Here is a 13,916-nt window from a genome sequence, read left to right as displayed (position 1 = left end):
CGGCATGACCTTCTCGGTCGACCAGTACCGGCTGCCCCTGTTCCACGTCGCCGACCAGCGATACCGGGCTCTCGGTGCCTGGCTGATCACCGACGTCTCGATCTACCATGCGGCCTGTCTCGACGCGCTGGCGATGATCGACGACGTTTCCCACGGTCGGCATCCGTTCGAGGAGTGGAGCAGCGACAAGTACGACGTCACGCTGACCAGCGACGGCATCGACTTCGAGAACCAATGGGTGGCGGGCGAGAAGGGCCGGTATTCCCTCGACGAACTGCGCGAGGCGGTTGAGGCGTACTGGGCGTTCCTCTCCAGTCGCCCGGACAGTCTCCATCTCATCCGGGACTACCATCCTGAGCTTCCGCTCTGGCAGGCGGAGCTGCTTCAGTGGGAGGAGACGTGGAAGCGGTCGCATCCGTACCGGGGCCGGCTGTTCTGACCCGGTAGTGGATGTGGGTGACCGTGGGGGCGGGGACCACCTTGACCGGTTCCCACACCGCGTCGACGGGGCCGTCGAAGAGGGGCGTGCCGCCGCCCAGGACGATCGGCACCACGTGCAGCCACAGCGAGTCGAGCAGCCCGGCCGCCAGGTACTGGCGCACCGTCCCGCCCCCGCCCGCCACGGCCACGTCGAGGTCGCCGGCCGCCGCGCGGGCCCGCGCCAGCGCCGCCTCGATGCCGTCGGTGACGAAGTGGAACTCGGTGCCGCCCCGCATCACCAGCGGCTCGCGCGGGTGGTGGGTCAGCACGAAGACCGGGACCCGCCACGGCGGCTCGTCACCCCACCAGCCGGTCCAGTCCAGGTCCCACCCGCCCTCGCCGCCGCCGAACATGCGGCGCCCCATCACGTACGCGCCGACTCCCGCCGTGACCTCGTCGACCACCTCGGCGTCGACGTTCCGGTCCCCGCCGGCCAGCCCGTGCCGCTCGCGCCAGCTCTCGCTGGCGAACAACCACTCGTGCAGCCGCAGGCCGCCCCGGCCGAGCGGGTCCTGCCGGCTCTGCCCCGGCGCCGCGACGTACCCGTCCAGCGACACCGACATCTGACTGGTGACCTCTCCCATGCGAGGTGGACTGTCCCGGCCGGCGTAACTCATCGGTCGGTGGCGAGCCGCGCGGCGCGTACCTCCAGGTAGTGCCGCTCGGGAAGGCTGGTGGTGGCCCGGGCGGCGGCCAGGTAGGCGGTCCGGGCGTCGTCCCGGTCGCCGGCCAGTTCGAGGAGGTGGGCGCGGACGGCGGCCAGCCGGTGGTGGCCGGCGGTCCGCTCGTCGGCGTCCAGCGGCGCCAGCAGGGCGAGCCCGGCCCGGGGACCGTCCACCATGGCCACCGCGGCGGCCTGGTTGAGGGTGACCATCGGGTTGGGCGCCAGCCGGGCCAGCAGCCGGTACAGCGCGACGATCTGCCGCCAGTCGGTGTCGGCAGCGGTGGGCGCCTCGGCGTGCACCGCGGCGATGGCCGCCTGCACCTGGTACGGGCCGGGCGCCGACCAGGTCAGCGCCTCGGTCACCAGGGCCACGCCCTCGGCGATCCCGGCCCGGTCCCAGCGGGTGCGGTCCTGCTCGGTCAGCGGCACCAGCTCGCCACCCGGGCCGGTACGCGCCGCCCGGTGCGCGTCGGTGAGCAGCATGAGGGCCAGCAGCCCGGCCACCTCGCCGTCGTCGGGGAGCAGCCGGCGCAGCTCCCGGGCCAGCCGGATCGCCTCCCCGGTCAACTCGGCCCGGTGCAGTTCGGCACCGCTGGAGGCGGTGTACCCCTCGTTGAAGACCAGGTAGAGGACGTGCAGCACGGCGCGCAGCCGGGCGTCGCGGTCGGCCGCCGAGGGCATGTCGAACCGGGCCCCGGCCGCCTCGATCCGCTGCTTGGCCCGGCGGATCCGCTGGCTCATCGTGGCCTCGGGCACCAGGTACGCCCGGGCGATCTCGGCGGTGCTCAACCCGCCCACCGCCCGCAGGGTGAGCGCCACCTGGGCGCTGACCGTGAGTGCCGGATGGCAGCAGAGGAAGAGCAGCTTCAGGGTGTCGTCCCCACTGGGCGGCTCCTCGTCGGCGGGCGGGGCGACCGCCGCGTACGCCGGTTCCCGGACCGCCACCGCGACCTCCCGGTCCCGGCGGGCCCGCTCGCTGCGCCACTCGTCGGTGAGCCGGCGGGTCGCCACGGTGACCAGCCAGGAGCGGGGATGCTCCGGCAGGCCCTGCTCCGGCCACTGGGTGGCGGCGGCGAGCAGCGCCTCCTGGACGGCGTCCTCGCACGCGTAGAACTGGCCGTGCCGGCGGACGAGCACGCCGAGGACCTGCGGCGCGAGGGCGCGCAGCAGGTCCTCGACCGCCCGGTCGGTCACATCTCCGTCCCGGCCTGCTCCATCACCGGCCGCACCTCCAGCACGCCGACGCCGCGCGCGACGTCCGGCCAGCTGGCGGCGATCTCGGCGGCCCGCTCGGGGGTCTCGCAGTCGACCATCAGGTAGCCGGCGAACTGCTCCTTGCTCTCCACGAACGGCCCGTCGGTGATCTCGGCGCCCCCGGCGCCGGGCCGGACGGTACGCGTCTGCGACGGGTGGGCGAGCGCCTCGCCGCCCACCAGCTCGCCGGACTCGGTCAGCTCCTTCATGATGACGTCGACGTCACTGAAGATGGCGTTCCGCTCCTCCTCGGACAGCTCCTCGACGAAGCCGGGCCGGTTCCAGATCAGCAGCATGTACTTCACGATTGACTCCTCGGGTTCGGGCCACCGGCGGTGGCGCCTCTCGCAGACGGGTCGGAGCCGGCTCGCCTGATCCGACATCATCCCCGAGGAAAATCTCAGCGGCCGCCGCGTACCGGTCGGCGCGTCGGCGTGCCGGCGTCGAGCGAGGCCCGGTCGGCGGCCGTGGTGCCCGAGGTCCAGCCCTCGGCGTCGCGGACCTGGAGCCGGTGCCGGGTGACGCCGGGGAAGAGCTGGTCGACCCGCTCCTTCACGGCGTCCGAGCGGGCGGCCAGCACCGGGAGCAGGCGGTCGTCGGCCCGTTCCTCGGCCGCCGTGGCGGTGGCCGCCCGCAGCCGCTCCCCGATGCGCAGCGCGAACGCGTTGAGGAAGGACTCGTCGTAGCCCTTGGTGCGCCGGCCGCTGCCGGCGCGGCGCTCGCCCCGGCCGCGCAGCATCGCGGCGGTGGCCTGCACCAGCAGCGAGGTGTGCAGCAGCTCGACGGCGGTCAGGTCGGCCGGGAAGCCGAGGACGGTGGCGAAGCCCAGGTCGTCGGACCAGATCGACTCGCAGCGGTTGGCCGCCGCCACCTCCTGGATGAGCAGCGCCTTCGCGGCCGCGTACGGGGCGTCGGTGCCGAGCCGCACCCCGCCGGGCCGGTCGGGTCGCTCGGCGGCGGCGTCGAGGAGGGCGGCGTCGATGCTGTGCCGGGCCATCAGCTCCTGCGCCTTGCCGGTGAGCGCCTCCGCCTCGGCCGGGAAGGTGGTCGACTCGGCCTTGGCCAGCAGCGCGCGTACCCGGTCCAGCATCCGGGAGCCGGTGGGCGGGGCGGCGGCGCGCGGGGCGGCGGCCGGACCGCCGGGCGGCGGGCGCAGCACCGCGATGGGCGGAAGGCCCTCCAGCAGGGCGAGGGCGTCGACGGCGTCCCGCAGCGCGCTGATCCGGTCGCCGTCGGCGCGGCGGTCCAGCCAGCCCGGGTCGCCGTCCCATCGCGCGTCCAGCTCGGCGAGCTGGTCGTCGAACCAGGACGGGACCGGCTGGGGCATGGCCCGCCGCTGCGCGGCCAGCGCGTCCCGGACCAGCCGGGCGCCTCGCGGGGTCAGCCGTCGGGTGGCGATCCGCTCCAGGTCGACGGGTTGCCAGCCGCGCGGCCAGAGCCGCGCCACGCCGTGGGTCAGCCGGGCGAGCAGCGCCGCGTCCACGGCCGGCGGGTCGCCGACCACCAGCCGGTCGAGGGCCCGCTCGGCCGCGCGTACGTCGGTGCCGCGCGCCGCCGCGAGGGCGTCGGCGAGCACCTGCTCGGCGTCCGGCACGGGTGGCTCCCTCTCTGGCGGCAGGTGGCGGGTCGCGCACCCGGGAACGAACGGTACCGGCGCGGAGGCGTCCCCGACCCGTGAGCGCGCTCACCGTTCATCCGTCCGGGCCCGGCGTCCGTACTCCTGGCCGGACCGGGGCGGCGCGACGGACGGAGATCGGCGTGGGCGGGCGGCGTGGGCGGGACCGGGGGCTGCACCGTCGGCGGCGGGCGTCCCGCGCCGGCGCCCTGACCCTGGTGGTGCTGCTGGTCGCGGCCGGGCTCGCCGGGTACGCCGCCCGGCGGCACCCGGACCTGCTGGTCGCGGCCGGCGTGCGGGCCGGCGCCCCGGCCGCCGGGCCGGCCCGCCCGGCGATGACCAGGCCCGCCGCACCGCCGGTGCCGGCCGCCGGCCGGGTGCCGCCCGGCATCAGCTACCCGGCCCGGGGTACGGGCGCCTTCCGCACCGCCACCGGCGTGGGCGCCGTGGCCGGCCGCAGCGGCGAACTGCTCCGGTACCGGGTCGCCGTGGAGGACGGCATCGGCAACGTCGACGTGGAGCGCTTCGCCCGGGAGGTGGCGGTGACCCTGGCCGACCCCCGCGGCTGGACCGGCGACGGCCGGTGGCGGCTGCAACGGGTCGGACGCGACGACCCGGCCGACTTCACGGTGCTGCTGACCACGCCGGTGACCCGGGGCCGGCTCTGCGCCGACACCACGGACCGCTACACCTCCTGCCGCAACGGCGACCAGGTGGTGATCAACGTGGCCCGCTGGGTGCACGGCGTGCCGCACTTCCCCGACCTCGGCCGCTACCGGCAGTACCTGCTCAACCACGAGGTCGGGCACCGGCTCGGCCAGGGTCACGAACTCTGCCCCCGGGCCGGCGGCCCGGCGCCGGTCATGGAGCAGCAGACGCTCGGCCTGCACGGCTGCACCCCGAACGCCTGGCCACTCGTGGACGGCGCGCCGCACAGCGGCCCGTCCGGCCAGTACGACGACCCGATCCCGGCCGAGGACTGACGCGCGCCGAGCCGGAGTGGTCACAGAGGGGGTGATACTGGGCGCGTGGAGAGCCCCCGCCCCCGCCTGCTGCTGGTCGAGGACGACCGCGCCCTCACCGGCCTGCTCGCCGACCTGCTGACCGAGGAGGGGTACGAGGTCGACGTGGCCGGCGACGGGCACAGCGGCCTGCACCACGCGCTGACCCGCGACTACCAGCTCATGGTGGTCGACCGGGGGCTGCCGGCGCTGGACGGGTTGGCGCTGGTCGCCAGGTTGCGGGCCCGCGGTGTGACCTGCCCGGTGCTGCTGCTGACCGCCCGGGGATCGGTCGACGACCGGGTGGAGGGGCTGGACGCGGGCGCGGAGGACTACCTGGTCAAGCCGTTCGAGGTGGCCGAGCTGCTGGCCCGGCTCCGGGCGCTGCGCCGCCGGCACCCGGAGGCGGCCGGCTGGCTGCCGCTCGGGCGGCGCCGGCTGGACGTCGACAACCGCCGGGTGCTCGACGGCGCCGGGGAGATCCCGCTCTCCGCCCGCGAGTTCGCCGTGCTGCACGCCCTCGCCGGCCGGCCGACGAAGGTCTTCACCCGGGCCGAACTGCTCAGCACCGTCTTCGACAACGCCGACGCGCCGGGCACCGTCGACGCCTGCGTCCACCACCTGCGCCGCAAGCTGGGCCGGGACGCCGTGCGCACGGTGCACGGGCTGGGCTACCGGCTCGGGCCGGGCTGAGGCGGGCAGCGGCGTGGACGAGGCCCGGCTGGACCGCGCCCGGCGAACCAGCGTGGCCCAGACCGCCGGGGTGATCGGGATCGTCCTGCTGCTGGTCGGCGCGCTGATGTTCGTGCTCACCAGCCGGCAGGAGTCCCGGGCGCTGGACGCCGGGCTGACCGAGGTGCTGGCGGCGGCCGAGGACGTGGACGACCCGCCGCCCGGCCAGTTCCTGGCCCGGCAGCGCCCCGGCACCGCGGCGGTCGAGGTGACCAGGAGCGCGTCCCCGGAGCTGGTCCGGATCCTGGACGGCGCGGTCGGGCGGCCGCCCGGGCGGTACGAGACCGGCGCCGGGGACGACCGGCGGGTCCGGGTGCTGGTCGCCCGCCGGGCGGACGGCAGCCGCTGGGCGGTCGCCGCCGACCTCGCGCCGCTGCGCCGGCGGCAGGGCCAGCTCGCCGTGGCGCTGCTCGTGGCCGAGCTGGCCGGCCTGGCGGGCGCGCTGGTCGCCGCCGCGTTGCTGGCGCGGCGGGCGGTCGCGCCGCTGGCCACCGCGCTGACCCTGCAACGCCGCTTCGTCGCCGACGCCTCGCACGAGCTGCGCACCCCGCTCACCGTGCTGCACACCCGTGCGCAGATGCTGGCTCGCCGCGCCCGGAGCCAGCCGGCGGACCGGCTCACCGACCAGCTCGACCAGCTCGTGGCGGACACCCGGGCGCTCGGCGAGGTGGTCGAGGACCTGCTGGTGTCGGCCGCCGCCGAGCACCAGCCGCTGCCGGACATCGAGGTGGACCTGGCCGAGGTGGCACGCGAGGTGGTGGCGAGCATGTCCGCGTACGCGCGGGAGCACGACGTCGAGCTGCGGGTCGAGGCGGCCGGTCCGGCCCGGGTCCGGGGCGCCCGTACGGCCCTGCGCCGGGCGCTGACCGCGCTGGTGGACAACGCCGTCGGGCACACGACCGACGGCGGCCACGTCACGGTGACCGTGACCCGTCGCGACGGCCAGGTGGCCGCCGCGGTCGCCGACGACGGGGTGGGGCTGGACCCGGCCGCGGCGGACCGGCTCTTCGAGCGCTTCGCGCACGGCACGGCCGGAGCCGGCCGCCGGTTCGGGCTGGGACTGGCCCTGGTGCAGCACGTGGCGCGGGCCCACCGCGGCGCGGTCGAGGTCGCCGGGGCGCCGGGGCGGGGCGCCACCGTCACCCTGGTCCTGCCGGCGGCCTGAACCCGCCGCAAGAACTTCCCAAGAAACGCTGGGCACTGTGGGGCCGGACAGTGAACGCCCCCGATCGTCGAGGAGAGATCGTGCCCGACACCGTCAACGGACTGCCGGTGCACCCGCTCGTGGTGCACGCCGTCGTGGTCCTCCTGCCGCTGGCCGCGCTGGGCGTGGTCGCGCTGGCCGTCCGCCCGTCCTGGAGGGGCCGCTTCGGTGTGCTCGTCGTGCTGATCGCCGCGCTGGCCACCGCCGCCGTCCCGCTCGCCACCGAGAGCGGCGAGGGCCTGGAGCGCCGGGTCGGTGACCCGGGCCGGCACGCCGAGCTGGGGGACACCCTGATCTGGTTCGCGCTGCCGCTGCTGGTCGCCGCGGTCGCGCTGGTCTGGCTGCACCGCCGGTCCCCCGGGCCGGCCGAGGGCGGCACGGAAGGCCCGCGTACCCCCGGCCGTGGCGGGGTCGGCGTGGTGGTCGCGGTGCTGGCCGTGGCCGTCGCGGCGGCGAACCTCGTGCAGGTCTACCGCGTGGGCGACTCCGGGGCGAAGGCCGTCTGGGGCGACACCCCGGCGGCGACCGCCGGGCACGGCGACGACGACGGTGACTGAGCGGTGCCTGCGCCGCGCGCCGGCCGGTGGTGAGATGGGCCCATGGAGTACGTGAAGTTCGGATCCACCGGCCTGGAGGTGTCCCGGCTCTGCCTGGGCTGCATGAGCTACGGCGAGCCGAGTCGCGGCGGCCACCCCTGGTCCCTGCCGGAGCAGGAGAGCCGCCCCTTCATCCAGCAGGCGCTGGAACTGGGGGTCACCTTCTTCGACACCGCCAACGTCTACTCCGACGGCACCAGCGAGGAGATCGTCGGCCGGGCGCTGAAGGACTTCGCCCGCCGCGACGACGTGGTGATCGCCACCAAGGTGCACGGCCGGATGGGCCCCGGGCCGAACCGGGGCGGGCTGTCCCGCAAGCACATCATGAGCGAGATCGACGCGAGCCTGCGCCGGCTGGGCACCGACTACGTCGACCTCTATCAGATCCACCGGTTCGACCCGGGCACCCCGATCGAGGAGACCCTGGAGGCGCTGCACGACCTGGTCCGGGCCGGCAAGGTCCGCTACCTCGGTGCCTCCTCCATGTACGCGTGGCAGTTCGCCAAGGCGCTCTGGGCCGCCGAGCGGCACGGCTGGACCCGGTTCGTCTCGATGCAGAACCACTACAACCTGCTCTACCGGGAGGAGGAGCGGGAGATGCTGCCGCTCTGCCTCGACCAGGGCGTCGCGGTGATCCCGTGGAGCCCGCTGGCCCGGGGCCGGCTGACCCGGGACTGGGGGGAGCGCACCGCGCGGGCGGAGACCGACGAGTTCGGCCGGGCGCTGTACGCGCGTACCGAGGAGAACGACCGGGCGGTGGTGGACGCGGTGGCCCGGATCGCGGCGGAGCGCAACGTGCCCCGGGCGCAGGTGGCGCTGGCCTGGGTGGCCCACAACCCGGCGGTCACCGCCCCGATCGTGGGCGCCACGAAGCCGCACCACCTGACCGACGCGGTGGCCGCGCTGGAGTTGGAGTTGACCGACGAGGAGGTGGCCGCCCTGGAGGCGCCCTACGTCCCGCACCCGGTCGCCGGCTTCCAGTAGGCGGTGCGCGAAAAGCGTCGCCGGCGGCGGGCCGGCGACGCTTTTCACACTTGATGTCCCGGCCGCATTCGGCAGGGGGCGAAATGAAGGCGGAATAGACGCCGGAGGCGTCAGCGCACGAACAGGGTGTAGCTCGGGGCGAAGCCGGTCCGGCAGCGGAACGACACCCAGACCCCGTGCGCCACGCCGTCGGCGCCGACCTGCCGGCATTCGGCCTGGGCGTCGGCCACCTGGTCGAAGGCGGCGGTGTAGACCTGCTTCTCCGCCGGGTAGGCCGTGGTGCGGGGCCGGTAGGTGATGATCAGGTCGTCGCCGGCGAAGCCCGACCGCACCGAGAACGACTCCCAGGTGCCGGCGTTCCGCCCGGCCTCACCGATGACGGCGGCGCGGCCGAAGCCGTACGTGCCGAGCAGCGCGGTGGTGGGCTCGGGGGATGCCGCGTGTGCGGTGGACGGGGCCAGCACGGCCCCGGCGACGCTGGCCAGGACGAGGGATCGGGTGAGCTTGCGCATCTTTTTCGGGTCCTTCTCGAATAGTCGCGGGGATCTCCCGCGGTTTCTCGGGACAACCGGCGGAAGGGTCTTCTCCCGGGCGGTTCGGAAAGGACCATACGAGCCGTCCACTGCGGACGGTGTAAAGCAGGTCACATTACGTGGAGAACAATTTGTTACGCAATTCTTGAACGGCTCAGCGGGGGAACGAGGCCCAGATGTTCTTGGTCACGTCGGTGGCGTACCAGCCGACGGCCAGCGAGACCGACTCGGCCAGCATCAGCCCGCGGCCGCCCGAGTCGAGCGGGTGGATGTCGCCCAGCCCGGGGACGGTGCCGAGGTCGTGGTCCGCCACGTCGAGCAGGAAGCAGTCGTCGGTCGCGAGCAGGGTGACGATCGTCGGCGGCCGGCCGTGCCGCAGCGCGTTCGTCGCCAGTTCGGTGGCGACGAGCACCACGAGGTGGGGCACCTCGTCGAGGTCCTCGCCCTGGACCAGGCCGTGCCCGGTCAGCGCGTCGCGCAGCGAGGCCCGCAGCTCCCGCAGTTCCTCGGCCGTGCTGAGCACCCACTGCTCCAGCTCGGCGGCCTGCGGCGGTGGCGGCGAGGTTCGCAGCTGTCCCATGATCTGGCTTTACCCTGCGTAGCCGTCCGCTAAGCCGACCGGGACCGGCTCCCGACCGGTGGTCGGGAGCCGGTCCGGCGCGTCAGCGGCGGAGCAGGGCGAAGACGCCCCAGCCCAGGTGCTCCCGTCGATAGCGCACGTGCCGCAGCGGGTCCTCGGTCAGTTCCCGGCGCAGCTCGCCCGCCAACTCGTCGTCGGGGTTCGCGTCCAGCCAGCGGCGCAGGTTGAGCCAGTGCGCGGCGGCGTACCGGTCCCAGCTGTCCTGGTCGGCGAGGACCATCTCGACCAGGTCCCAGCCGCACTCGCCGAAGAGCCCGACCAGCCCGGGCAGGTCCTGGAACTCGTCCCGGGAGCGGGCGTGGCAGCCCGCCACGGTCTCCTCGTCGGGCGGGTCGAGCCGCCAGTACGGCTCGCCCACCAGGGCCATCCCGCCGGGGCGCAGGCCGCGCTCCAGGATCTCCAGGGTGCCGGGGACACCCCCGCCGATCCAGGTCGCCCCGACGCAGGCGGCCAGGTCGACCCGCTGCTCCGGTACGTAGGTCGCGGCGTCGTCGTGCACGAACCGCACCCGGTCGGCGACGCCCAGTTCGGCGGCGCGCTCCCGGGCGGCGGCGGTGAAGGCGGTGCTGATGTCCACCCCGGTGCCCGTGACGCCGTGGTCCCGGGCCCAGGTGCAGAGCAGCTCGCCCTTGCCGCTGCACAGGTCGAGGATCGACGCGCCGGGCCGGAGCTTGATCGCCCGGCCCAGGGTGGCGAGCTTGGCGTCGTCGAACGGGTTGAGGATCCGGAGGTCGCCCTCGCGGATGGTGAAGCTACGTGGCAGATCCAAAGCGGTCACTCCCAGTGAGAGGTGTCGGCACGAGCGGCTGGTCGGTGCGGCGCGACACGGGCATCAAGACACCTTCTTCGGGAGATCGGAGCGAACTGGCGCGAGGCTAGCCCGCCGCCCGTCGTCCGCCAACCGAATTGCCGGTCGGCTGAGCGGTGGCACAGAACCGCCACGTCGGCGGAGGTGGTTCGGACCGGCAGCCGGGGTATTGCTCCCCAGGTGAAGGAGCTGAACGAGCGTCACATAGGACGGATTCCGATGAGGGGCGGCCGGGCCGCGCCCCGGGCCGTGGCGACGGCCCGGGTCACCCGTGAACCGCCGGTGTCCGGGCTACCCGGTCCCGTCGCGCGAGGCATCGCCTCCCCGGTGACCGGGGCCCGGCACGCGGAGCCGATGGAACCGGCCACGATGATGTTCCAGCCGCCGGACGTCACCGGCGCGATCTTCGTGGACGGCTCGGGCCGCCGGGGGCGGCGGCTGCGCCGTGCCGTGTACGCGCTGGTCGCGGTCCTGCTTGTGCTGCTGGCGGCGTTCTGGCTGCTCCAGGGCCTGGACGTGTTCGAGTTCGGCACCTGATGGGCGTCTGGCGTGCCGGACGACGGCTGGACGGGACCGGCGACGTCCCCGCGCCACCGGGCCTCACCACGTGGGGACGGCGGCAGCGGCGGCGCGACCGCCGGCGCTGGCTGCTCGCGGCCGTTGCCACGTTCATCCTGCTCAACCTGCTGGCGATCGGCGCTTACGCGAACGCCCGGTTCACCCCCGACCACCGCGCCGAGGGGCCGGCCGGCACGGCGACGGTGCCGAAGCCGGTGCGCGACGGCGGGACCGTGGTGGACTTCCCGGACGGCCGGCTGGAGGCCCGGCGGATGCCGCCGAAGACGATAGCGCTGACCTTCGACGACGGTCCGGATCCGAAGTGGACGCCGCAGGTGCTGGACGTGCTCGCCCGGCACCACGCGCCGGCGACGTTCTTCGTGGTGGGCTCGCAGGTCGCGCGGCACCCCGAGCTGGCCGAGCGGATGGCCCGCGAGGGGCACGAGCTGGGCATCCACACCTTCACCCATCCGCAGATGGCGGACCTGCCGGCGTGGCGGCGGAAGCTGGAGTACTCGCAGACCCAGGCCGCCATCGCGCACCTCACCGGCGTCAGCACCTCGCTGGCCCGGCTGCCGTACTCCAGCGGTGTCGACTCGCTCGATGACGCGAGCTGGCCGGTGGTGCGGGAGACCGGGCGGTGGGGGTACGTGTCGGTGTTCAACGACACCGACAGCCGCGACTGGGCGCGGCCTGGCGTCCCGGCGATCGTCCGGAACGCCACCCCCGACGGCGACCGGGGGGCCGTCGTGCTGATGCACGACAGCGGCGGCGACCGCTCCCAGACGGTGGCGGCGCTGGACCGGTTCATCCCGGAGATGCAGGCCCGCGGCTACCGCTTCACGACGGTCTCGCAGGGCCTGGGTCAGCCGGGGGCGGGCACCGCCCGGCTGGACGCCCTGGACCGGGCGCGGGGGGCACTGCTGGTCTGGGGCGTGCGGGCGGCAGACGGGACGATCCGGCTGCTGTGGCTGCTGCTGATCGTGGTGGGACTGCTCACCCTGGCCCGCACGCTGCTGCTGTTCGGGTACGCCGTCGCGCACGCCCGCCGGCGCCGGGCGCCCACCTGGTCCTGGGGTGGCGTGGTGACCGACCCCGTGACGATCATCGTGCCGGCATACAACGAGCGGACCACGATCGCGGCGGCCGTGCGGTCGCTGGCCACCGGGAGCCACCCCGGTATCGAGGTGCTGGTGGTGGACGACGAGTCCGACGACGGCACCGCCGAGGAGGTCGAGCGGCTGGGGCTGCCGAACGTGCGGGTGGCCCGGGTGCCCGGTGGCGGGAAGGCCGCCGCGCTCAACGCCGGGGTGGCGCTGGCCCGGCACGACCTGCTGGTGATGGTCGACGCCGACACGGTGGTCGACCCCGACGCGATCCACCGCCTGGTGCAGCCGTTCGCCGACCCCCGGGTCGGGGCGGTGGCCGGCAACGTCAAGGTGGGCAACCGGCGGCGGCTGCTGGGCCGCTGGCAGCACATCGAGTACGTCATCGGGTTCAGCCTGGACCGCCGGCTCTACGACACGCTGCACTGCATGCCGACCATCCCGGGCGCGCTCGGCGCGTTCCGCCGGGAGGCCGTGCGCGCCGCCGGCGGCCTCAGCCGGGCCACCCTGGCCGAGGACACCGACCTCACCATGGGCATCCACCGGGCCGGCTGGCGGGTGGTGTACGAGGAGACCGCGGTGGCCCGTACCGAGGCGCCGGTCACCCTGCCGGAGCTGTGGCGGCAGCGCTACCGGTGGAGCTACGGCACCATGCAGGCGCTCTGGCGGCACCGGAGGGCGCTGGTGGAGCGGGGCCCGTCGGGACGGTTCGGGCGCCGCGGGCTGCCGTTCATCGCCCTGTTCTCCGTGCTGCTGCCGCTGCTCGCCCCGGTCGTGGACATCTTCGCCGTCTACGGGCTGTTCTTCCTCGACCGGTACGAGACCGTGGCGGCCTGGCTGGCCGTCCTCGTGGTGCAGGTCGTCACCGCCATCCTGGCCTTCCGGCTGGACCGGGAACCCCTGCGGCCGTTGTGGGCGCTGCCCCTCCAGCAGTTCGTCTACCGGCAGGTCATGTACCTGGTCCTGCTGCACTCGGTGATCACCGCCCTGAGCGGTGGCCGGCTCAAGTGGCAGAAGCTGCGCCGCACCGGCGAGGTCGCGGCGGCGCACACCCAGCCGGTCACCTGACCCGGCCGCTCCGGGCTCCGGAGCGGGCCACCGGCTGGCATGATTTCCCGCGTGTCCGTTCCTTCCGACCCGAGCAGCGGTGACCTGGCGCAGCCGACCAGCGTCCTGCCGCTGGTCCGCCCGGCCGGCAGCCGACATCGGGCGCCGGACGACGGTAGCCGGGTGATGTGGCTCGCGTCGGGCGGAGCCGCCCTCGCGCTGGTGGCCGCCCTGCTCGCGCTGGCCCTCATCGGCGGTGAGGATGGCGCCGCTCCGGTCACCGGCGCCACCGTCGCGGTCGCCCCGTCCGTCCCTTCCGAACCCTCCGGGCCCGTGACCGACGAGGTCTCCCCGACGCCCACCGCCTCGCCGTCCCCGTCGTCACCGGCCTCACGCCGCTCGGCTGATCCCGCGGCGCTTGCGGCCGGGCTGCGCGCCGTGGTGGACGGGCTCGTGGAGCAGCGGCAGCTTCGTCCCCGCGACGGCAAGGAGCTGCGGAAACGGCTGCGGGAGGTGGAGGAGAAGATCGCCGACGGCGAGCCGGAGGAGGCGCGGGCGACGCTGCGCGAGTTCGCCGAGGATCTGATCGACCTGCGCCGCGAGGACAAGCTGAGCGCACGCGGCTACGACCTCCTCGTCGCCGGGGCCACGCAGCTCGCCCAGGCCCTGCCCGCCCGCTGAGCCCCGCCGCCCG

16 protein-coding genes are annotated in these 13,916 nt (G+C 74.9%); 9 read left to right on the top strand and 7 right to left on the bottom strand.

Annotated features, from left to right (window positions below; translation table 11 throughout):
• The first annotated feature begins 4 nt into the window (after positions 1–4).
• On the top strand, positions 5–439 hold the full coding sequence (locus GA0070603_RS17025) for a hypothetical protein (RefSeq protein ID WP_091314769.1): 435 nt from the start codon (positions 5–7) through the stop codon (positions 437–439).
• Here GA0070603_RS17025 and GA0070603_RS17020 read toward each other — a convergent pair.
• From GA0070603_RS17020 to GA0070603_RS17005, 4 genes are all read right to left on the bottom strand, one after another.
• Positions 336–1,064: a dihydrofolate reductase family protein gene (locus tag GA0070603_RS17020; RefSeq protein WP_091314765.1), complete on the bottom strand. Its 729-nt coding sequence runs from the start codon at positions 1,062–1,064 to the stop codon at positions 336–338. The two genes, GA0070603_RS17025 and GA0070603_RS17020, sit on opposite strands and share 104 nt — an antisense overlap.
• Before the next feature lie 29 nt (positions 1,065–1,093).
• Complete coding sequence (locus GA0070603_RS17015) at positions 1,094–2,338, bottom strand: RNA polymerase sigma factor (RefSeq protein WP_091314763.1); 1,245 nt, start codon at positions 2,336–2,338, stop codon at positions 1,094–1,096.
• Entirely contained in the window at positions 2,335–2,694 is a 360-nt protein-coding gene (locus GA0070603_RS17010) for a YciI family protein (protein WP_244282719.1), read from the bottom strand. The genes GA0070603_RS17015 and GA0070603_RS17010 overlap by 4 nt, the downstream gene beginning before the upstream one ends.
• Before the next feature lie 104 nt (positions 2,695–2,798).
• Positions 2,799–3,992, bottom strand: coding sequence for a DUF2786 domain-containing protein (locus GA0070603_RS17005; RefSeq protein WP_091314754.1), 1,194 nt, complete (start codon positions 3,990–3,992; stop codon positions 2,799–2,801).
• Positions 3,993–4,156: 164 nt separating this feature from the next.
• Between GA0070603_RS17005 and GA0070603_RS17000 the strand changes: the two genes are divergently transcribed.
• The 5 genes from GA0070603_RS17000 (at position 4,157) to GA0070603_RS16980 (ending at position 8,530) form a co-directional block, all read left to right on the top strand.
• Entirely contained in the window at positions 4,157–4,996 is an 840-nt protein-coding gene (locus GA0070603_RS17000) for a DUF3152 domain-containing protein (protein WP_244282544.1), read from the top strand.
• Positions 4,997–5,041: 45 nt separating this feature from the next.
• On the top strand, positions 5,042–5,707 hold the full coding sequence (locus GA0070603_RS16995) for a response regulator transcription factor (RefSeq protein ID WP_091314750.1): 666 nt from the start codon (positions 5,042–5,044) through the stop codon (positions 5,705–5,707).
• A gap of 13 nt (positions 5,708–5,720) precedes the next feature.
• A complete protein-coding gene (locus tag GA0070603_RS16990; protein WP_208862898.1) occupies positions 5,721–6,911 on the top strand; it encodes a sensor histidine kinase in 1,191 nt (396 codons plus the stop codon).
• 80 nt (positions 6,912–6,991) lie between these two features.
• On the top strand, positions 6,992–7,507 hold the full coding sequence (locus GA0070603_RS16985; protein WP_244282543.1) for a DUF2231 domain-containing protein: 516 nt from the start codon (positions 6,992–6,994) through the stop codon (positions 7,505–7,507).
• 42 nt (positions 7,508–7,549) lie between these two features.
• A complete protein-coding gene (locus GA0070603_RS16980) occupies positions 7,550–8,530 on the top strand; it encodes an aldo/keto reductase (RefSeq protein ID WP_091314746.1) in 981 nt (326 codons plus the stop codon).
• Positions 8,531–8,640: 110 nt separating this feature from the next.
• Here the strand turns inward: GA0070603_RS16980 and GA0070603_RS16975 are convergent, their stop codons facing one another.
• From GA0070603_RS16975 to GA0070603_RS16965, 3 genes are all read right to left on the bottom strand, one after another.
• A complete protein-coding gene (locus GA0070603_RS16975; RefSeq protein ID WP_091314742.1) occupies positions 8,641–9,042 on the bottom strand; it encodes a hypothetical protein in 402 nt (133 codons plus the stop codon).
• A 175-nt stretch (positions 9,043–9,217) separates the two neighbouring features.
• Complete coding sequence (locus GA0070603_RS16970) at positions 9,218–9,643, bottom strand: ATP-binding protein (protein WP_091314740.1); 426 nt, start codon at positions 9,641–9,643, stop codon at positions 9,218–9,220.
• An 82-nt stretch (positions 9,644–9,725) separates the two neighbouring features.
• Positions 9,726–10,481 carry an SAM-dependent methyltransferase gene (locus GA0070603_RS16965; protein ID WP_208862897.1) on the bottom strand — a complete coding sequence of 252 codons (756 nt, stop codon included), beginning with the start codon at positions 10,479–10,481 and terminating at the stop codon, positions 9,726–9,728.
• Between the two features lie 384 nt (positions 10,482–10,865).
• On the opposite strand from GA0070603_RS16965, the gene GA0070603_RS31240 reads away from it, so the two are divergent.
• The 3 genes from GA0070603_RS31240 to GA0070603_RS16950 are packed head-to-tail and all read left to right on the top strand — an operon-like array spanning position 10,866 to position 13,903.
• Entirely contained in the window at positions 10,866–11,048 is a 183-nt protein-coding gene (locus GA0070603_RS31240) for a hypothetical protein (protein WP_139131886.1), read from the top strand.
• Positions 11,048–13,243 (top strand): bifunctional polysaccharide deacetylase/glycosyltransferase family 2 protein, encoded by a 2,196-nt coding sequence (locus tag GA0070603_RS16955; RefSeq protein WP_091314730.1) that lies wholly within the window; start codon positions 11,048–11,050, stop codon positions 13,241–13,243. The genes GA0070603_RS31240 and GA0070603_RS16955 overlap by 1 nt, the downstream gene beginning before the upstream one ends.
• Before the next feature lie 51 nt (positions 13,244–13,294).
• Positions 13,295–13,903, top strand: a complete 609-nt coding sequence (locus GA0070603_RS16950; RefSeq protein WP_091314727.1) for an FIMAH domain-containing protein — start codon at positions 13,295–13,297, stop codon at positions 13,901–13,903.
• Positions 13,904–13,916 lie beyond the last annotated feature (13 nt).

This window comes from Micromonospora chersina (assembly GCF_900091475.1).
Classification (GTDB): Bacteria; Actinomycetota; Actinomycetes; order Mycobacteriales; family Micromonosporaceae; genus Micromonospora; species Micromonospora chersina.
This window is presented reverse-complemented; position numbering and strand designations above follow the sequence as displayed.